Annotated in this window: 17 protein-coding genes; 15 read left to right on the forward strand and 2 right to left on the reverse strand. The window is 55.7% G+C overall.

Annotated elements, in window-relative coordinates:
• The first annotated feature begins 248 nt into the window (after window positions 1-248).
• From AB1644_06205 to menE, 14 genes are all read left to right on the forward strand, one after another.
• Window positions 249-1,142 carry a DUF4388 domain-containing protein gene (locus AB1644_06205; protein MEW6050638.1) on the forward strand — a complete coding sequence of 298 codons (894 nt, stop codon included), beginning with the start codon at window positions 249-251 and terminating at the stop codon, window positions 1,140-1,142.
• Window positions 1,129-1,806 carry a hypothetical protein gene (locus tag AB1644_06210; protein ID MEW6050639.1) on the forward strand — a complete coding sequence of 226 codons (678 nt, stop codon included), beginning with the start codon at window positions 1,129-1,131 and terminating at the stop codon, window positions 1,804-1,806. Before AB1644_06205 ends, AB1644_06210 begins: the two co-directional genes overlap by 14 nt.
• Window positions 1,799-2,044, forward strand: a complete 246-nt coding sequence (locus AB1644_06215) for a hypothetical protein (GenBank protein MEW6050640.1) — start codon at window positions 1,799-1,801, stop codon at window positions 2,042-2,044. Before AB1644_06210 ends, AB1644_06215 begins: the two co-directional genes overlap by 8 nt.
• The gene (locus AB1644_06220) at window positions 2,019-2,207 is read left to right on the forward strand and encodes a hypothetical protein (GenBank protein ID MEW6050641.1); all 189 of its coding nucleotides are present in this window, start codon (window positions 2,019-2,021) and stop codon (window positions 2,205-2,207) included. The genes AB1644_06215 and AB1644_06220 overlap by 26 nt, the downstream gene beginning before the upstream one ends.
• Window positions 2,208-2,853: 646 nt before the next feature.
• Window positions 2,854-3,624 (forward strand): DpnI domain-containing protein, encoded by a 771-nt coding sequence (locus AB1644_06225; GenBank protein MEW6050642.1) that lies wholly within the window; start codon window positions 2,854-2,856, stop codon window positions 3,622-3,624.
• 57 nt (window positions 3,625-3,681) lie between these two features.
• A complete protein-coding gene (locus AB1644_06230; protein ID MEW6050643.1) occupies window positions 3,682-4,476 on the forward strand; it encodes a DNA methyltransferase in 795 nt (264 codons plus the stop codon).
• A 454-nt stretch (window positions 4,477-4,930) separates the two neighbouring features.
• Window positions 4,931-5,641, forward strand: a complete 711-nt coding sequence (gene ubiE / locus AB1644_06235; protein ID MEW6050644.1) for a bifunctional demethylmenaquinone methyltransferase/2-methoxy-6-polyprenyl-1,4-benzoquinol methylase UbiE — start codon at window positions 4,931-4,933, stop codon at window positions 5,639-5,641.
• Entirely contained in the window at window positions 5,638-6,993 is a 1,356-nt protein-coding gene (locus AB1644_06240; protein MEW6050645.1) for an isochorismate synthase, read from the forward strand. Before ubiE ends, AB1644_06240 begins: the two co-directional genes overlap by 4 nt.
• On the forward strand, window positions 6,990-8,765 hold the full coding sequence (gene menD, locus AB1644_06245; protein ID MEW6050646.1) for a 2-succinyl-5-enolpyruvyl-6-hydroxy-3-cyclohexene-1-carboxylic-acid synthase: 1,776 nt from the start codon (window positions 6,990-6,992) through the stop codon (window positions 8,763-8,765). The genes AB1644_06240 and menD overlap by 4 nt, the downstream gene beginning before the upstream one ends.
• Entirely contained in the window at window positions 8,762-9,565 is an 804-nt protein-coding gene (gene menH, locus AB1644_06250) for a 2-succinyl-6-hydroxy-2,4-cyclohexadiene-1-carboxylate synthase (protein MEW6050647.1), read from the forward strand. Before menD ends, menH begins: the two co-directional genes overlap by 4 nt.
• Window positions 9,566-9,572: 7 nt before the next feature.
• Window positions 9,573-10,394: a 1,4-dihydroxy-2-naphthoyl-CoA synthase gene (gene menB / locus AB1644_06255; protein MEW6050648.1), complete on the forward strand. Its 822-nt coding sequence runs from the start codon at window positions 9,573-9,575 to the stop codon at window positions 10,392-10,394.
• Window positions 10,395-10,421: 27 nt separating this feature from the next.
• Window positions 10,422-11,303, forward strand: a complete 882-nt coding sequence (locus AB1644_06260; GenBank protein ID MEW6050649.1) for a 1,4-dihydroxy-2-naphthoate polyprenyltransferase — start codon at window positions 10,422-10,424, stop codon at window positions 11,301-11,303.
• Window positions 11,300-12,394, forward strand: a complete 1,095-nt coding sequence (gene menC, locus AB1644_06265) for an o-succinylbenzoate synthase (protein ID MEW6050650.1) — start codon at window positions 11,300-11,302, stop codon at window positions 12,392-12,394. Before AB1644_06260 ends, menC begins: the two co-directional genes overlap by 4 nt.
• Window positions 12,381-13,835, forward strand: a complete 1,455-nt coding sequence (gene menE / locus AB1644_06270) for an o-succinylbenzoate--CoA ligase (GenBank protein MEW6050651.1) — start codon at window positions 12,381-12,383, stop codon at window positions 13,833-13,835. The genes menC and menE overlap by 14 nt, the downstream gene beginning before the upstream one ends.
• 192 nt (window positions 13,836-14,027) lie before the next feature.
• Here the strand turns inward: menE and AB1644_06275 are convergent, their stop codons facing one another.
• Window positions 14,028-14,429 carry a thioesterase family protein gene (locus AB1644_06275; protein ID MEW6050652.1) on the reverse strand — a complete coding sequence of 134 codons (402 nt, stop codon included), beginning with the start codon at window positions 14,427-14,429 and terminating at the stop codon, window positions 14,028-14,030.
• A 106-nt stretch (window positions 14,430-14,535) separates the two neighbouring features.
• Between AB1644_06275 and pepF the strand changes: the two genes are divergently transcribed.
• On the forward strand, window positions 14,536-16,419 hold the full coding sequence (gene pepF / locus AB1644_06280) for an oligoendopeptidase F (GenBank protein MEW6050653.1): 1,884 nt from the start codon (window positions 14,536-14,538) through the stop codon (window positions 16,417-16,419).
• An 85-nt stretch (window positions 16,420-16,504) separates the two neighbouring features.
• On the opposite strand, the gene AB1644_06285 is transcribed toward pepF, so the two are convergent.
• Window positions 16,505-18,859, reverse strand: a complete 2,355-nt coding sequence (locus AB1644_06285; protein MEW6050654.1) for a CARDB domain-containing protein — start codon at window positions 18,857-18,859, stop codon at window positions 16,505-16,507.
• Window positions 18,860-19,009 lie beyond the last annotated feature (150 nt).

A 19,009-nucleotide genomic window follows, 5' to 3' on the forward strand; every position in this document is an offset into this window, starting at 1 on the left:
ACCTGCTATCAAAAATCACAACACCGCCGACCGTCGCTCCGGTTCCGACGCCAGAGTCTTCCGAACTCCGCGACGGCACGGCACAATCTTGCAGCCATCAAACTTCTATCTTGACTTGATTGCGCCGCCCGCCTATTCTGTCACGTCATTGGAGGAAATGTCGGCGCGTCGTCCACCGTGCGCCGTATAAGAACGCAATAAAGCAACAGGCACACACCACAGCGAGCAAAGAATCGACGAGCATACACATGGACTTGGATCTACAGGGAAGTATCGACAAGTTTACGCTGCCGGAAATTTTCCAGCTTATTGCAGCGGGGCGCAAATCCGGAACGCTCGGCATCCAGCGTGATGAATCCATCATCATGGTCTATTTCAAAAACGGCGACATCATCTACGGCTACGGCCCGCGCCAGACCTACCACCTCGGGCAGCTCCTCAAAGAGCGCGGCAAACTGACCGCCGAGCAGCTCGAGGATGCCGTCCACAGCCAGGCGATGACCGAGAACACCAAGCGGCTGGGCGAAATCCTGGTCAACAAGGGGTATATCGACCGAGCCGACCTTCAGCGGGTGGTCGAAGAGCAGGTGGAAAACCTGTTGTATTCGCTCTTATCCTGGCAGAGCGGTTCGTTTAAGTTCTATGAGAACCAATTCCCGACTGAGGAAGAGATTACGGTCGAGATGTCGGTCGAGAACGTGATTCTCGAAGGGCTCCGCCGTTTCGATGAGATGAATATGATCAAGGAAGCTCTGCCGGACTGGGAAGCAGTCTACGCTATCTCATCATCGCAGGGGGGGCGGACCCGCTCGGTGTCGCTCGAGGCGCCGCAGTGGAATGTCATGGCGCTGGTGGATGGTCGCCGCTCGGTCAACGAGATCTGCGCGTGCAGTCCGCTGGGCCGCGATGAGACACTCAAGCGGCTGGCGCAACTTAAGCTGGCCGGTATCATTACGCCGGCGGGCACCAAAGAAAGCACGCAGTCGCCGACGCAGGCAACACCGCATGCGGATATCGAAGCCATGATTTCCAATCTGGCCCGGCTGTTCGAGAACTATCTCAACCAGCGATCCACCAGCAGTGCGACGGTCAACCGTATGACCACACGAACACTTTCCGGAGAGAAGCTTGAATCGCGCTAACACCCTCAAATCGCTCGAGATTGTGCTCGAATCGTTTCTTGAGCGCGCGGTCAATCTGAAAGAAGAACGGCTGCGGGTGCTCGACGGGATCAATCGGCTCGATGATATCGCGCTCGGGTTTCTCGGCGGCAAGGATTTGACCGATGATATCGGCGGCTGGTTTGCCGAGCATACCCAGTGGCTCAACGAAAGCGGGCTGCGGCCAGCTGACAGGAACCGTATAGGTGAGATTCTTGGTTCGATCAAGTCCGAGCTTCACTCGGATCCGGAGGTGAGCCCGGCGCAGAGCAAAATTCGGGGAGAAATCGAGCGCTGGAATGAGACGGTTTCCAAGGGGACGCAAAAGCTGGTGTTGAAACGGGGACCGGAAGCGCCACCAGTCGCGCCGATTCATCCGCCTGATGCCGACTCTATCACGTTGTTTGCCAATACGTTGACTCGGCTGGCGGGTATCTTCTCGGATCATGCTATGCTCCGTCAGCACATCATGTCGATTCTGGATGACATGCTGCGGTCCGCCAAGCTCCAGCAGAACAAAGACGCATTGCTTTTGTCCGCCTTCATGATATATTACCTCAAGCAGAACAACTATAAGGTGGAACCGTACGTAAAGCGGCTCAAAGAGGCCGAGGCCGGGATACGGGGAGAGCGTATCGATGCTTAGTCCTGCTGAAAAGGCGTACTGTTTGGCGCTTAAGGCGCTGAAGGACAAAGAGTACGGCCACGCCGCCGACTGGTTCGAGCGGGCATCGGTCCAGTTTGCCGGGAACCCGGATTTTGTTCTACTTTGGGAAACCACGAGGCTCCTTTTGGCGGTTAAAGAAGAGCTGAAGGCGAACGAACATAGCGATAGAATTGAAATAGAGGAGGTCTATTATGGCCAAGAAGATGAGCTTCGCTGATAAGGCGAAGAAAAGAGCCGATATCCATACCTGTCCTGTCTGCGCCGGGCCGATCCTGTACGTGAAGCACGTCAAGGCGATGAAGGCCGATGGCGGCGCATGGAAGTTTCGTGCGGTCAACACAGGCGTCTGCAAGTGTAACGAAAACGAGATTTACGGCTAAACACGTGTGTTAGGGCACGCCCTGATCGGGGTGTGCCATGAACATAGATTCATTCCGAAAGCCCTCCGCGAGGAGGGCTTTTTTTGTTGGGCGCTCCACCAGTCACGACGAGCACATATACGGCACACGTCCTCCTGTGCCGACAGCCGGCAGACCGGGAGGTCTGCCGTTTATTGGTTTCAGTGTCCGGTCTGGGGCGGCGAGGAACCGCCGGAACGGAAGTTCGATCAGTCATTCCGAGGAATGGCGCGTTGCGCGCCGTGACGAGGAATCTGACACGATCTTTACTGCACAACACGCGGGTTTTGTCCTCGAGTGCCACGGACAGATTGTCTTGTCGCTCCGCCTTCCGACAACTCTCCTCACAATGACTGGCATGCGAAAAGCTCTCTTGTAGGTCAAAACCACAACGCTGCAATTCCGATGGCAGGGGTTTTGACGAATCCGGGAGCATCAGATGGGATGGGTGTCTTGACTTCAGGGCGGCGAATAACGGTACGGGGAAACGGAGTAACTGGGGACCCAGCCGTTGGCTGGGCTACCCCTTATTTTCTTGCAGCGAGGTGGCTTCCCACCGCAAGCGGCGGGGTACCCAAGTTAAGATTCTCTTTGCGGTGGGCGCGATGGAGTTGTACGATAGCAATGCATGAACTTGCAACTACCAACCGAGGTCGCGGTCGGATATCGGAGCGAATCGCAACGCGCACGAATCTTGACAGAAGCGTGGGCGGAGGAGAATCAGTATTGCGTGGCTTGCGATTCCAGTCGTGTTAAGCAAACGCCGCCAAACACTGAGGCAATTGACTTTGTCTGTCCCGACTGCGGGTCTAACTATCAGTTGAAGGCGACGAAGAGCAAGATTCAGAGCAGAATCGCAGACGCCGCTTACGATGCCATGATGCGGGCTATACGACAAGATAGATTCCCGCATCTTCTCGCTCTTCAGTATAACTTGGAGTCGGCGCAAGTTATAAATCTCCTGCTCATTCCCTGTTTTACGCTTTCACCATCGGCAATCAGAGCTCGAAAGCCGCTGAGTTCAACAGCCAGACGGGCCGGTTGGGTCGGCTGTGACATTCTGTTGAACCAGGTTCCGATGAACGGCAGAATTGCTCTCATTTCGAATTCAACAATCATATCTCCGTCAGAAGTACGCGGTCGTTTTCAGGAGGCAAAGAGCCTTGAGACGCTGCCCACACAAAAACGCGGATGGACGTTGGACGTATTGGTCGGACTCCAGCGGATAAACAGACAAGAGTTCACTCTGAACGAGGCATATTCTTTAGAAACAAGCCTTGCACGATTACACCCAGAGAATCGACACATACGGGACAAGATTCGACAACAGCTTCAAGTACTTCGAGACCTTGGTTACCTTAAATTTCTCGGTCAGGGTACCTACAAGTGGACGAAATGAAAATGCTAACTATAGTATGTAGACAGCACTCTTTCGTGGTATTAATTGATCGGCGCTATGCGAAGACGCGAGACGCCGGCGCCGGTCGATTTTACGCCAGAAGTCACGACCAGTTGGTCGTTCCCGGAGCGGGGGAACTGGGCCACCCATAACGCCGACTATCGCGGCAATTTCGCGCCCCAAATCGCACGCAATATAATCGAGATGTACTCCGCCGAGGGGGACAATGTGCTCGACGAGATGGTCGGAGCGGGCACCACGCTTATCGAGGCGAAACTTCTCCACCGCAACGCGCTTGGCGTGGACATCAATCCTAAGGCCGTGTCGCTGGCCAACAAGGCGCTCGAGTTTCCGTACGAGTCATCGACCAAACAGAAGGCGGTGGTCGGGGATGCGCGCAATCTCGAAATGCTCAAAGATGGAAGCGTGGATTTGATACTTACACATCCGCCGTATTTGAATATCGTCAAGTACTCCGACGGGGCGATTGAAGGGGATTTGTCCAACATCGCGAATGTGGATGCGTTCTGCGACCAGATAGAGGCGGTGGCGCGGGAGGCGTTTCGTGTGCTGAAGTGCGACCGGTACTGCGCGATACTCATTGGGGACACGCGGAAGGCGAGGCATTATGTGCCGCTGTCGTACTATGTCATGCAGCGGTTTCTGCGGGCAGGGTTCGCCCTTCGGGAGGAAATTATCAAGGCGCAACACAACTGCGTGTATTCGAAGCGGTGGGAGTCGCGGGCGAAAGCGATGAAGTTTTACCTGATCATGCACGAGCATCTGTTCGTGTTTCGGAAGCCGTCGCCGGGGGAGAGCTTGGCGAAGATCAAGTGGAGTGTGATGAGGTAGGGGGCTGGCGGCTGTCAGGTCACACTTGTCCGCCTTCGGCGGGACAAGCAGGACCTGACAGAACAGAGAAGGTCACACTCGTCCACCTTCGGTGGGACGAGCAGGACCTGACAGAACGTCAGATTCGAGGATGATGCTTAGAGTAGCCGGTGACGAGCCGAGGGGAGATTGCTTCGTCCGGTTCGCCTTCGGCAAGTCCTCCTCGCAATGACAGAAGCCACGGGCGACAAGACCCTGCCCACGTTGGTCCTCCGAGAGGTCCTGACCCGCAGGTAACTCTCGAGTGGAACCGGCTTCTGCTGTCAATCTGCCCGTAAATACATCTAAATGCATCGGCAAGTGTCACGGTGTCAAGTAGTTCCGGACAGCAGAGAACTCCTTCCGGGGAGCTTGAATATCGCCCGAGGGCGACTATATTACCGCCGCTATGAATCCGACAATCGAGGAACCCCCGATGATCGCGAAAGAGCCGTCGCGGCACGAAGTCTGGCGCATGTTCGACCGGGTGGCCAACCGATACGATTTCCTCAATCACTTCTTGTCATTCAATCGTGACAAGGCATGGCGCAGGAAACTGGCCGACTCGTTGCCCGACGGGAATGAGTTGACTGTGCTCGATCTGGCCACCGGCACGGCGGACCAACTGCTTGCCCTGTACGATACGGGTCGGGTGCGAAACGGCGTGGGCGTGGATATGGCCGAACAAATGCTGGCGATCGGGCAAATCAAGATCGACCGGCGGCGGTTGAGCGAATCGCTGAAATTGCTGCGCGCTGACGCCGAGCGGCTGCCGTTTGGCAACGGCTGTTTTGATGTCGTGTCAATCACCTTCGGTATCAGAAACGTGCTCGACGTTTCACTCGCGCTCCGTGAAATGCACCGGGTGTTGCACACCGGAGGACGAGTGTTGATTCTGGAATTCTCGCTGCCGCATAACGTTCTCCTTCGGAAGCTATATCTGTTTTACTTTCGTCGGATTCTCCCCCGTCTGGGCGGATTGATTTCAGGGGATGCCTATGCGTATCACTATCTCAACGAAACCGTGGAAACCTTTCCATACGGCGATTCTTTCCGCTCGTTAATGGGCGGGGCTGGATTCATCAACGTCAAGGAGACACCTTTGACATTCGGCGTGGCGACCCTGTATCAGGGAGACAAGGCGTGACATATATAGCGTCGGACACGGTTGCGCGCACGATTACAGATGCGGCCCGCACGCTGCGTGAGAAGCTGGAGCGGAACACGGAGACGCCGGTGCGTCAAGATGTGCGAATCGAGGCGATCGACCTGCTGGCGTGGCTGGCGGCGCAGATAAACTCCAACAAGTTCTATTGGAAGAGCCGCGAGATCGAGCTCGAGATTGCCGGGATCGGGGTGGCCGGGAGGATCTCGCTCGACGCCGATCGATCGCTCGCCGATGTTGAAGCGCAGTTCGTTTTCCCGCAGGCGCACGGCAGGACCGAGCCACGCTATTTCGGCGGCATGCGGTTCGACTATTCACCTTCGCGCAAGAATCCAGAGTGGGCGCCGTTCGGGAACGCGTTGTTCATTTTGCCGCAGGTGGAACTGGTTCGGAGCGGACGGGATTTTTATTTGGCGTGCAATCTGGTGCGCCAGAGTGAGCGAGAGAATCTCATACGAGCGCTCGGCTCGCTCGCGGAACCTGTGCCCGTAGCAGACACGGACATTCAGATTGGTCACGGACAAGTCCAGACACCGGGTCGGCGGGAGTGGGAGCAGATGCTTTCGCGGGCGCTCGGGCTGATCCGTTCAAAACAGATTCAGAAGATAGTGCTGGCGAGGCAAGTCGCATATGAAGCCAAAGAGCGAATCGAACCGTGGGGCGTTCTGAGCCGACTCAGGAGGCTCAACGGAGCGAGTTTCATGTTCGGCTTTCAGGCGGACGACGGAACCGCTTTTATTGGCGCCAGTCCGGAGAAACTTTATTGCCGAACCGGACCAGAGCTTACTTCGGAGGCGGTCGCCGGGACAGCGCCACGGAGTGGAGACCAGAATGAGGATCGGCGCCTGGGCGAACGGCTGCTGGCGAGTCCAAAAGATATTCACGAGCAGCATCTGGTGCTCGAAAGCCTGAAATCCTCCCTGGAACCATATGCGACCAAACTCCGTACCGAACCGGTTGAGTTGCTCAAGTTGAACGGCCTACAGCACCTGATCTCGAAAATCGAAGTGACGTTACGATCGGGGATTACCGACACGCAGCTTCTGACTGCGGTTCACCCCACACCGGCGGTTGGGGGTGTACCGCGCGAGTTTGCCATGAAGATGATCTCACAACTCGAGCCCTTTGACCGCGGTTGGTATGCCGGTCCAGTGGGGTGGGTGGGTGCTGAGAGCGCCGAGTTTGCGGTCGCGATCCGCTCCATACTGGTTTGCGGTAACCGTTTGACGGCGTATGCCGGGTCCGGCATTGTCGATGGCTCTGATCCGGAAGATGAATGGGCGGAGACCGAGCAGAAATTCGCCTCGTTCGTCAACGCCCTGCTATCACCATGAATGTCAAGACAGCCGACCTCAATACAATCTGGGCGACGCTCCTGATTGAGGAGCTGATCCGCAACGGTGTCACACAGTTCTGTATCGCGCCCGGCTCACGGTCTACGCCGCTGGTGGCAGCCGTGGCGCGGCATGCGCAGGCCAGGACGGTGGTCCATTTCGACGAACGGGGGCTGGCCTTTTACGCGTTGGGGTACGCACGGGCGACCAACAGGCCGGCGGCAGTCATCACGACATCCGGCACCGCGGTTGCGAATCTTCTACCGGCGGTTGTGGAAGCATCGATGGACGCGGTGCCGATGATACTATTGACAGCGGACCGTCCACCCGAACTGCGTGAGACATCCGCCAACCAGACGATCCGGCAGCCGGGAATTTTTTCGCATTACACGCGCTGGGCATTCGATCTCCCCTGTCCGGATGCGGCAATTGACCCGGCGTTGGTCTTGACGACCGTGGATCAGGCCTGCTACCGGGCTCGCCGAACACCGGCCGGGCCGGTACATCTCAACTGCATGTTCCGTGAGCCGTTGATCACGGACACCCAGGCCACGGCGCACCAGATATCGCTGGAACGACCAAGTCTCCAGCGTTGGGGGATGAACAAACTGCCGTTCACAAATTATCGCAGCGCGTCATCGGCGGCACACAACTATGCAGTGACCGAAGCAGCAGAAATCATTGCCGATGCCAAGAGGCCGGCTCTGGTGATCGGCGAATTGCGTACGAACGAAGAGCGTGAAGCGGTCCTGGCGCTGTCCCGTAAGTTGGAGTGGCCAACTTTCGCCGACATAACGTCGGGAATCAAACTGGGGAACCGTGAGGAATATTTCATCGGAGGGTACGACTTCATTCTGAGTGAACCCGCGTTTGCATCGAAATATTGCCCGGACACCTGCCTGTGGATCGGCGGGCGCGTCACTTCGGCCCGGTTGACGAATTGGCTGGTGAAGGCAAACCCTCGCAATCACGTCATGGTCAGCAGCCGCCCGTGGCGGCACGACCAGCATAGCCGCGTCACGTTGCATATCGAGACCGATCTGGCGTTGTTTTGCCGAAGCCTCCCATCGGTAGCAAAATCCGTCAAGGCCATCGATTGGCACATCAACTGGCCGCATATATCACGGTTAGCGAAGGACGTCATAGATAGCTGCTTCGAAAGCGACTTGCTCACGGAAGAGCACGCCACGAGGATCATTTCGCGAATGGTCCCGGTATCCGGGGCATTGTTCCTGGCCTCGAGCCTTCCCGTTCGCTTCATGAACAACTTCTGCGTCCAAGATGGCGCTAGTGTGCCGGTGCAATGCAATCGCGGCGCAAGCGGTATCGATGGTACTATTGCGAGTGCGGCCGGTTATGCGGCGGGACTGGAAAAAGCCGTGACCTTGCTGATCGGGGATCAGGCATTCCTTCACGATCTGAATTCCCTGGCGTTGCTTAGATCGGCACAACACCCGGTCACGATTGTTGTCCTGAACAATGAAGGCGGGAGGATCTTCGAACATCTGCCCATATCTCGACATCAGGACCTTCTCATTTCGTATTTCGTCATGTCGCATGAGCTGGAGTTTGCCAGATCGGCCGAACAGTTCGGACTCAGCTATCACCGCCCGCGGACAGCTGAGGAATTGCAGTCGATCTATTCAAAGCTGGCATCGTCAGGAGACTCAGCAATAATTGAAGTTCACATTCACCGATTGCAAAGACAGAACGTGCAACAGCGGCTGGAGCTTGCAGTGGCGGCAATGGTGAAGAAAGCGTTCCTGTCGTGACCGGCGCGTACGACTGGTCATTCCATATTTCGCCCGATATGGACCGGAAGACAGTGTTATTCTTACATGGCTTCATGGGGTGCCAAGAGGATTGGAAAGACGTCAATGATTCTCTTCGAGATACCTTTCGAGTAATGGCAGTCGACCTGCCAGGGCACGGATTGACACATGCCGTAGGAGCCGACGCTTCGTACGGGATGGCAGAAACTGCGCGTGCTCTGACCGAGCTGCTCGATTCTCAGCAGGTCAACAAGTGTCATCTGGTCGGTTATTCGATGGGAGGGCGGCTGGCGTTGTACCTCGCGGTCACCTACCCAGACAGGTTTGACTACGTGGTTCTGGAATCGGCCTCCCCTGGACTTGAGGCGCAATCGGCGAGGACGGAGAGAGTGAAGCTCGATGATGAGCTGGCGCGAAAGCTGGAGACCGTTCCATTCGACCGGTTTCTTGATGACTGGTACACTCAGCCGCTTTTCGCCACTCTCAAGCGTCATCCGCGGTTTCAGGAACTCTTGAGACGGCGGGCGCAGAACCGACCGGACGAACTCGCCAAATCGCTGCGGCAGATGGGCACCGGCACACAGCCCTCGCTTTGGGAATCGCTGAAGAATTTGCGGCGGTCCGCTCTCTTCCTGGCGGGAAGTGAAGACATCAAATTCAGGGAGATAGCCCTCCAAATGGCCAGCCGGTGTCCGGCAGGCCGAGTTGCGATAATCGAAAACGCCGGACACACTGTTCATTTCGAACAGCCTGAGCTGTATATTCAGACAGTTCGATCATTCTTCAGTGAAAGCAGGTGAAGCATATATGGTGACAATAGCGTGGCGCGAGGCCGGCAAATATACCGATATCAGGTACCACAAAGGCGAGGGAATCGCCAGGATAACGATCAACCGCCCCGAGGTTCGCAATGCGTTCCGGCCACAGACGGTGACAGAGATGTCACACGCCCTGGCTGATGCACGCGAAGATGAATCGATCGGTGTTGTAATTCTCACGGGTGAAGGGGACAAAGCGTTCTGCTCTGGCGGTGACCAGCGGATTCGCGGTGAGGCGGGATACAAAGATGATGAGGGCGTGAATCGCCTGAATGTACTTGATTTCCAGCGCCAGATGCGGACTTGTCCGAAACCGATAATCGCCATGGTGGCCGGGTATGCCATTGGAGGTGGGCATGTGCTGCATCTGTTGTGCGATTTGACGATTGCCGCTGATAACGCCGTGTTCGGGCAGACCGGACCGAAAGTGGGATCATTTGATGGTGGCTACGGCGCATCATACATGGCGCGAATAGTCGGCCAGAAGAAGGCACGCGAAATTTGGTTTCTGTGTCGGCAGTACAGTGCACAGCAAGCGCTTGATATGGGTTTGGTGAACGCCGTCGTGCCGTTGGCCCGGCTTGAGGAGGAAACAGTTCAATGGTGTCGGGAGATCCTGGCCAATTCGCCGCTGGCGATCCGTTGTCTGAAGGCGGCACTTAACGCCGACTGTGACGGACAGGCAGGTTTGCAGGAGCTGGCCGGCAACGCCACGCTTCTCTATTATATGTGCGAAGAAGCCCAGGAGGGGCGGAACGCTTTCAATGAAAAGCGTAAGCCGAATTTCAGCAAGTTCCCGCGCCGCCCGTGAGTGAAACAGGCTTCGCCTGAGCTATCGATGACTCCCAATCTCAAAACATGGTTAGCAGCCGCTCGGCCGAAAACGCTGTGGGCCTCGGTGGCGCCAGTGATCATCGGGACGGCAATGGCCTATTCCGATGGAGGCGGGCACTTGCTGTCAGCGCTGGCAGCGCTGTTCGGCGCCGTGATGATTCAGATCGGGACCAATTTCGCCAATGACTATTCGGATCATGCCATGGGGACCGATACCGGGGAACGGCTCGGCCCGCTTCGTGTCACCGCGGCCGGGCTGGTGACGCCCCAGGCGATGAAGCGGGCAACAATAATCGTATTCGGATTGGCGGTTCTCGCCGGCTGCTATCTTGTGGTACGTGGCGGCTTGCCAATCCTGCTCATCGGCATCTTCTCGATATTGTTCGGAGTTCTTTACACGGCCGGACCATTTCCGCTCGGCTATAACGGTCTAGGGGACATTTTCGTGCTGATCTTCTTCGGCTTTGTCCCGGTGTGGGGGACGCACTATGTGCAAACGCTCGAGCCGGCCGTCACGCCGTTGGTAGCAGGCGTTCCCCCCGGCATGTTCTCGGTAGCGATCCTCACGGTGAACAACTTGCGGGATATCGATGGTGACCGGGCAGCCGGTAAGAGGACGCTGGCGGCGCGGTTCGGGCGAACGTTTGCGCGAACCGAATATGTCGCTTGTCTCATTGTCGCCGCTTCAACTCCTATTCTTCTGGTGCTGGTCGGCACCGCCCCCGTGCCTGCACTGCTTTCGCTCCTGTTTGTTCCGGTATCGATACCGACCGTGCGAGCCGTGTTAACGCGTACCGACGGCCCCTCGCTCAACAACGCCCTTGCAGCAACCGGCAAGTTGCTCTTGGTATATAGTTTGCTCTTTTCGATAGGGTGGCTATTGTGAGAGTCGACGAGTTTCACATATACGAATACCGGCTTCCACTCAAACAGCCGCTCCGGCTCAAAGACAGGTCGGTTACTGAGCGTCGAGGGTTGCTTATTAAGATCACAGGCAGTTCAGGCCACTCCGGATGGGGTGACGTAGCGCCGTTGCCGGGATTCAGCCTGGAGACACTGGCGGAGGCGCGCACACAGCTCCTCGGACTCAGGGAAGCGATCGATTCAACGGTTATTCACGAAGACCTGGCGCTCGTGCGCCGGGAATACCGCGAAAAGATTTCGGCAGAGGAACTGCACCCATCGGTTGGCTTCGGGATCGGCACGGCTGTCCTCAACGTGCTCTCCGCATATCATGGTGTACCGCCGGCCGAAGTAATCGGTCCCACCCATCGCAACCAGATTCCACTCAACGCCCTTCTCGGCGGCAGCGACGACGAGTTAATCGAGGCCGCATACCAGGCCAGAGAAAGAGGTTACCGGGCCATAAAGATCAAAGTGGGAAGGAGTGCCGTAGCAGCAGACATCGCAACCGTTCGGCGTCTGGACGAGGAACTCGGTGGCTCCGTGCCGATACGAGTCGATGCCAACCAGAACTGGGATTATGATCAAGCACTGTTGTTCGCGAAAGCCACGTCCCGGTGCAACATTGAGTACGTGGAGGAGCCCCTCGATGACCCGTACTTGCTGCCGGATCTGCACGATGAGTCGGGACTACCGATTGCACTCGACGAGTCGTTGGTGGATACCGAGCCGGGTGAGTTGCCGGGGTATCTTTCGGCTGTCATTCTCAAACCGACCGTTCTGGGAGGACTCTCCATGGCCGTGCAGATGGCCGAAGCTGCTTCCGCGCTCGGTGTCCGTCCTATTGTCAGTTCCAGCTTCGAAAGCGGCGTCGGTATAATCGCCTTGAGCAACCTTGCGGCGGCTCTTGGTGACGCGGATATTCCGTGTGGGCTCGATACCCTCGGGTGGTTTGAACAGGACGTGCTGACCAATCCCCCAACCGTCATCAATGGTACGTATCAACTCGAACAGCTGGAACGATGCATGAACACGATAGATATGTCACGGCTCACGGAGATTGCAGACGCGTAGTATCAAATGTCCACTGCGCCTCGCAGCCGAGAAGTGGGGTGACCATCCGGCGCTGATAGTTGACGACGATCTGATCAACTGGCGCAGCTATGATATGCTGGTATCTCAAGTGGCAGGTCGGCTGCTATCATTGGGAATCAAGCGCGGCGATCGCGTGGCGATTCTGCTCGAGAACCGCGTCGAGTATCCTCCCCTGTTGATGGCGCTGTTTCGACTGGGTGCGGTGGCCTGTCCGCTGAATATCTATCTTCCCGAATCAGGTGTAGCACTTGCGCTCAGCACAGTTGGCAGCCGGTTCATCATTGCGGACAGCGAGGGCGCGCGGCATCACGGTTATGGCGCGGCGCAAACCATCGCATTGCAGAGGCTGTATGAACTCGATGAGCGAGTCACTGTCCCGGCGACAGAAATCGACCTCGACCAGCCGGCGACAATCATATTTACTTCCGGAAGCTCTGGTCGTCCCAAGGCAGCGCTGCATACGTACGGGAACCACTACTACAGTGCCCTTGGCTCGAATGAGAACATCCCTTTCGGTCCGGGGGACAGCTGGATATTGTCGCTGCCGCTGTATCATGTCGGCGGCCTTGCCATATTGTTCCGGGCACAGGTCGGAGGAGGTGCGGTAATGATCGGTATCCCCGATTCGGCACAAGGTGTCATGATGCGGTCACGCTCGTTTACGCATGTTTCACTGGTCAGTACGCTCCTGTACCGCTGGCTCGGTTCCGGTCAGACGCCAAAACAGATGGCCGCTGGAGTCAAAGCAGTTCTGATGGGTGGCAGCGCCATACCGGACTCACTTCTGCAACAAGCTGACTCGGCGGGACTGCCGATATTCAAAAGCTATGGTTTAACCGAGATGGCCTCGCAGGTAACGACGACCGCAGTGGGAGACCTTCCAGCAAAGATCAAGACTTCGGGCAAACCGCTCCGATATCGACAAGTCTCTATCGCTTCAGATGGCGAGATTCTGGTGAAAGGCGAAACGCTGTTCGCCGGGTATGTGAACGGCGAGTCGATCGAACGACCGGTAGATGATGACGGCTGGTTTCATACGGGGGACTTGGGGCAGATTGATGCTGACGGGTACCTGACTGTCACCGGCCGCAAGGACAACATGTTTATCTCCGGCGGTGAGAATATCCAGCCTGAAGAAATAGAAGCGGCGCTCATGCAGGTGGCGGGTGTGGAGGGTGCGGTCGTGGTGCCGGTGGCCGACGACGAATGGGGGCAGCGGCCGGTGGCGTTTGTGATGAGCAGCGGGGGAATCAAAATGGACATCGACTCACTCGGCGACCGCCTTCAATCGGCGCTTCCCGTGTACAAGATACCGACCGCATTCTTGTTTCATCCGATGGAGGCGCAGCAAGGGCAGTTGAAAGTGAGCCGCGCACGGTTTGCCGAGATGGCGAGAAAAAAACTGGGGGGTAAAGAGTAAATGCTGCGACCACAAGGAGTACCTCGCCTGATTCAGAAGTGTCAAGAAGGTGGCGGGCCACACGGCCGCATGTGTTCGCTATCACTTCTCGTCTTTGTCGCACTAAGCGGTGACGAAGTGCACAATTGACAACAACTGCGGCCGCAAGACCCGCCACAACTGCAAAGGCGATGACTCACGAGGGGCCTCTAATTACGCAATCTTCCCCAGCGCTCCTTTCACCCACTCCGGCAGCGGCTGTTTCTCGAACGTCTTGCGGTCGACCCAGACATGCACAGTCTTTACTGTCCCCGCCATTGCGCCGTCTTCTTTCGTCAACTCGTAGGCGAGAATGAATGACGTGGTGCCGATAGTCTCCGCCCGTAATCTCACTGTCACCTTGTCCCCCACGCGAAGCGGCGCTTTGTAATCCGCCTCGGCGTGGACAATCGGCAACAGGAACAGTCCTTGGTCAAGAATCTTAGCGAACCCAAGCCCTTTGGATTCGATGTATGCCTGGTAGGCATCGTGGGCTAAGAAGAAGAACCGCCCGAAGAAAAGTATCCCGGCGGCATCGGTCTGGTGCAATTGCACGGTGGTATGATGAGTGAACATGTCTCTATCCTGCCTTTTTCTCGTGTCCTGTGGGATGTCGGCTGCGTATATTACGCCACGACACTCTTAACAACTCTGGAATGATAAAGGTAATCTGGGAGTCATCATGAAGCAAAGCCAAATCTGGCGAGCGCTGCTGGTCGGACTGGTCGCAGCGATTGCGATCAACGGACCGGCTCTAGCTCAAAGCGCCAAGGCCAAACAACGTTCGGAGATCGAACCGCAGTATCAGTGGAAAGTAGAGCACATTTACAATTCCGAGGCGAACTGGGAAAAGGATTTCAACGTCATTAAAGACAATATCGGACGGTTCGAGGCATTCAAGGGGCACCTTGGCGAGTCGTCTGAGAATCTCCGCCACTTTCTGGAATTGTCCGACAGCCTCAGTCTCATTTCGGACAATTTGTATGTCTATGCATACCTGAAGCTCGATGAAAACAACAAGGTCAGCAAGTACCAGGAGTTGGGAGACCGCATCACCGGCCTTAATTCGCAGTTCCGCAACGCTGTCGCATTCGCTGATCCGGAGATTCTGGCCATCGACGCATCTCGATTGCAGGAGTTCCTCAGGGCCGATCCACAGCTTGCGGTCTATCGCTTTTATCTGGAGCGGATAGTTCGCAGCAAAGAACACATTCTCTCCGACAAAGAAGAGGCATTGCTGGCGTTGGCCGGGCCGGTGATGGGGGCGCCGGGGCGTATTTTCGCCATGGCCGACGATGCCGACCTCACGTTCGGCAGCATCAAAGACGAGAGCGGCAACGACGTCCAGTTGACCAAGGAACGTTACTCGAAGTTCCTCGAATCGACCGACCGCCGGGTGCGGCGCGACGCGGCCGACATGTTTTACGGCACCTACGAGAAATTCGCCAACACGTTGGCGGGGACACTATCCTCTTCGGTGAAGAAGGATTATTTCCTGATGCAGGCGCGGAAATACAACAGCTGTATCGAGATGTCGCTCGATGCCGACAGCATTCCAACCAGCGTGTTCCGCACCATGATCGATGCCGCCAACGCCAACCTGGCGCCGCTTCACAAATGGGCGGGCCTTAGGAAGCGCATCCTGCAACTCGATACGCTTCATCCATACGACCTTTACGCACCGCTGCTATCGGAAAAGGGGAAGGACTACACGTGGGACGAGGCAAAAAAAATCGTCCTCGATGGTCTCGCACCGCTGGGCAAACAGTACCAGGCGGACTTTGGCACCGGCCTCAACTCAGGGTGGATTGATGTCTACGAAAACGAAGGTAAAGGGTCCGGCGCCTACTGCTGGGGGACCTACAGCTCGCATCCGTACTTGCTCATGAATTACAACGGTTCGCTCGACTGGGTGTTCACGCTGTCACACGAGATGGGGCACGCCATGAACAGCTTCTACTCCAACCGTAACGAGCCATATATCTACCACGATCACTCACTATTCACCGCCGAGGTAGCGTCTACTTGCAACGAAGCGATTCTGATGAAATACCTGCTCAAGAACACCAGCGACAAAAAGGAGAAGATGCGGCTCCTGACCCAGTATATCGAGCAGATTATCGGGACATTCTACACCCAGCTCATGTTTTCCGAGTTCGAACTGGCGATCCACGAGCAGGTGGAAAAGGGAGATGCCCTTTCGGTGGATTTCTTCCGCAAGACCTATCGTGAGATCTACCAGAAATACTGGGGCCCGGAACTGGTGATGGGGCCGTTGAATGATTTGAGAGGTATGGGGATCGGTCATTTCTATCGGCAGTACTACGTATACCAGTACGCCACGAGTTATGCGGCGGCACAGACACTGTCGCAACGGATTCTGGACAAGGAGAAAGGGGCGCTCGAGGCATATCTGACGTTTCTGAAAAAGGGCTCATCAAAGTACCCCGTAGCGCTTCTCAAAGACGCAGGCGTTGATATGACGACGACGGAGCCGGTGAATCGAACGATCAGACTGTTCGCCGGTCTGGTCGACGAAATGGAGAAACTGCTAAACCAGAATTGACATCAGCGCCTGACAGATACTTGTTCACTAAAGGCCGGGGGCAACTCCGGCCTTGTTAGTCATAGTGATATGAGTGATCGCCGAGTCAGTGGTCGTACACGATGTTGGACGGATACTGGCTCGTCCTCACCGGGCATTGCGCCAATGGGCCGCCAAAGAAGAGATTATCGATGAGGGTGGATAAATCGCTTATGTCCACTCCGTTTATTCCATCGACATTGTTCTCCTCCGCACAGGAGGAAAGGGGGGCGCTGAAGAAGATGAAATCAATCATACGACCGAGATCTCCGATGTCCACCAAATCCTGCGGATCGCCGTCAACGTTACCTCGTATCCCAGTACAACACGCGAAATATGGGCCGCAGGTGTCACGGTCCTCGCCGTGTTCGTACCAGATATCCTTCAGCGCCTTTGTATGGCCAACAGAAGGACTGGCAAACCACTTTTCCCAGAATTCGTTTATCGTATTCGGCCGGTATGGATAGGGTGCTTTGTCAAGCAAGGCAGAAACGATCGGCACGATGCCGAGACCAATTGAATCACCGCGTCCGTCAGGGTGCTGGATAGTATCTAATCGCCTCCAGTCTTGCGGTCCGCCAAAGTCTTCCAACCCCGGTGTGTCGTCGTATATGTCCCACAGTATTCCTGCCACTGCACCTATGCAGGAATCGCCCATGGAATTTGCCGATACGTTAGTGTTACGTATGGCCGCAATCTTTGTACCCGCTTTCCCATTTTCCAGATTCATCCAGAGAGTGTCTCTAAATCCGTACCGACTATTATGGTGAACTGGCGTGCCTGTTTCATACGATGCCCAAAAATTCGCAAAAGCCTCGCGTGAAGCCTGCCCCACTGGAATCAAGGATTCCCAGAATGGATTTGCGACGCTGGTTGTATCTATGAAAAATAGCAGTTGAAAATGAAGAAAATGCCCAAACTCGTGGGATATGACTGAGCGGTCGAACGTGTCAGGTGACCATGTGCCAAGTATCGAGTCTGATGGAATGTAAATGGTATCCCCTGGCAGTATGTAATAGGACGTCGTTTTTGTTCTGGAAAGGCATGCCCGAACCTGACTTGGCTGCTGGTCCGGGCGAAGCTGAATCCATTTTCGCCAGTTCTCACGCAATACGTCGGCCACGTAGAAGAAAGCGCTGGCAGTGGAATCAGGCCAGATGCGAGAATGCGTGGGCAGGTTAAACGTGTACCAGCCATCTGGTGCATCCTGAACGTGCGGCCCATCCACGAAAAAAGGGAAGTAGCCGGCGGTATCCTTCCTCACAATCACGGTGTCATTTGCGGTTAGGACACGTACAAAAAAGTCCAGTCGTGTGCCATCATAGTCAAGGTTGTTGACTCCCGAGAAAGTGAACCAGCCGTCCAAATTGGTGTAGGTTTCTTGTAGCATAATCCGAGGCTGATCGGTAGCGACATCGTATAACCATAGCTGAACAAGGAAGCCCGCTGGTCGGATGTATTGCGGCCACTGCCCGCCCAGCTTCATGTATTCCACAACCCCATCAACGAATAGCTGTGGCACCTGCCAGGTGAACGTATCAACAATGGTATTGTCCAACTCGTTCGTTTCTGCAATGCGGTTCCCGTAATCGGTCACAACTTCGATAACATGGTCCCCCTGGCCCGGATACACCGGCACGTCCACGGTGGTATCATAGGCGAATACCCGAAGTGAATCTCTGAAATACTCCGCAATCAATGCGCCGTCTACATACAGCCGCGTGAAGTATCCTATTGCCGTTGCGGTTCCGGAGTTATAGATCGTCCAGCAAACAAACCCAGTATCACTTGCGTACAGAGGTTCGTTGTGCCTCCCCCCACGGTTATTCGCTACTACCAAAGGTGCGCCCCACCAAGCTGGAAATGTTTGAAAGCGCAAGTTGGGAATGAGAGCCGGATTCACATTCACCGTTATCTGATACGAATTGTCATTCTCATTTGATTCCTGTATCTGCTCCAGCGTGTCGTATTTGACTCGTATCGTATGCGACCCCTGCGTAAACGTGAACTCGACTCTACGAAGCCAGTTATCGATCTGCCCCGCCGCCAGAGGCTCAATGGCGTAGTAGTCGATTAGTTGATTGTCAACGTACACGGCAGTGTTGCTTAGCCCCGCATCGGCAATTCCATTGTTGATCATGGCCCAGTTAATGTAGGCCGTTTGTCCCGCGTAGAGAGTTCCGTTATGTGTGGAGTTGTCATCGTGTGACACCACGACCGGAGCATCCCAATCAGACGGAGTGGTAAACGTCAAGTTGGGCATAAGTGGAGTACCTTTGACCGCAACATCGTCGACATAAGCGCCTTCAAGTTCGCACACACTGGTATCACTCTGGAAAAGATACAGGATGAAGCAATAGCGCTCGTTATCTGGGATATCCACATTCAGGTTGAGCCATCCCCCCGAGCTACCGCTTGACATATGATATTGAGTGAAATTGACATTGAACCGCCCCGGACTTGCCGGAGACAGAATTATTTGAGAGGTTACTGTTATGGCAAGACGAAGCAGGTATGCACCGGAGGTCCGTCAACGGGCCGTGCGGATGGTGGAAGAGCATTTGGAGGAGCA

It is taken from the genome of Candidatus Zixiibacteriota bacterium, assembly GCA_040753875.1.
Classification (GTDB): domain Bacteria; phylum Zixibacteria; class MSB-5A5; order GN15; family FEB-12; genus DATKJY01.

Bases quoted from the DNA above. Each gene is read 5' to 3' on its own strand.
- AB1644_06205 (MEW6050638.1), top strand. From the start codon at position 249: ATGGACTTGGATCTACAGGGAAGTATCGACAAGTTTACGCTGCCGGAA.
- AB1644_06215 (MEW6050640.1), top strand. From the start codon at position 1,799: ATGCTTAGTCCTGCTGAAAAGGCGTACTGTTTGGCGCTTAAGGCGCTG.
- AB1644_06220 (MEW6050641.1), top strand. From the start codon at position 2,019: ATGGCCAAGAAGATGAGCTTCGCTGATAAGGCGAAGAAAAGAGCCGAT.
- AB1644_06225 (MEW6050642.1), top strand. From the start codon at position 2,854: ATGAACTTGCAACTACCAACCGAGGTCGCGGTCGGATATCGGAGCGAA.
- AB1644_06230 (MEW6050643.1), top strand. From the start codon at position 3,682: ATGCGAAGACGCGAGACGCCGGCGCCGGTCGATTTTACGCCAGAAGTC.
- ubiE (MEW6050644.1), top strand. From the start codon at position 4,931: ATGATCGCGAAAGAGCCGTCGCGGCACGAAGTCTGGCGCATGTTCGAC.
- menD (MEW6050646.1), top strand. From the start codon at position 6,990: ATGAATGTCAAGACAGCCGACCTCAATACAATCTGGGCGACGCTCCTG.
- menB (MEW6050648.1), top strand. From the start codon at position 9,573: ATGGTGACAATAGCGTGGCGCGAGGCCGGCAAATATACCGATATCAGG.
- AB1644_06260 (MEW6050649.1), top strand. From the start codon at position 10,422: ATGACTCCCAATCTCAAAACATGGTTAGCAGCCGCTCGGCCGAAAACG.
- AB1644_06275 (MEW6050652.1), bottom strand. From the start codon at position 14,429: ATGTTCACTCATCATACCACCGTGCAATTGCACCAGACCGATGCCGCC.
- pepF (MEW6050653.1), top strand. From the start codon at position 14,536: ATGAAGCAAAGCCAAATCTGGCGAGCGCTGCTGGTCGGACTGGTCGCA.
- AB1644_06285 (MEW6050654.1), bottom strand. From the start codon at position 18,859: ATGTCAAGCGGTAGCTCGGGGGGATGGCTCAACCTGAATGTGGATATC.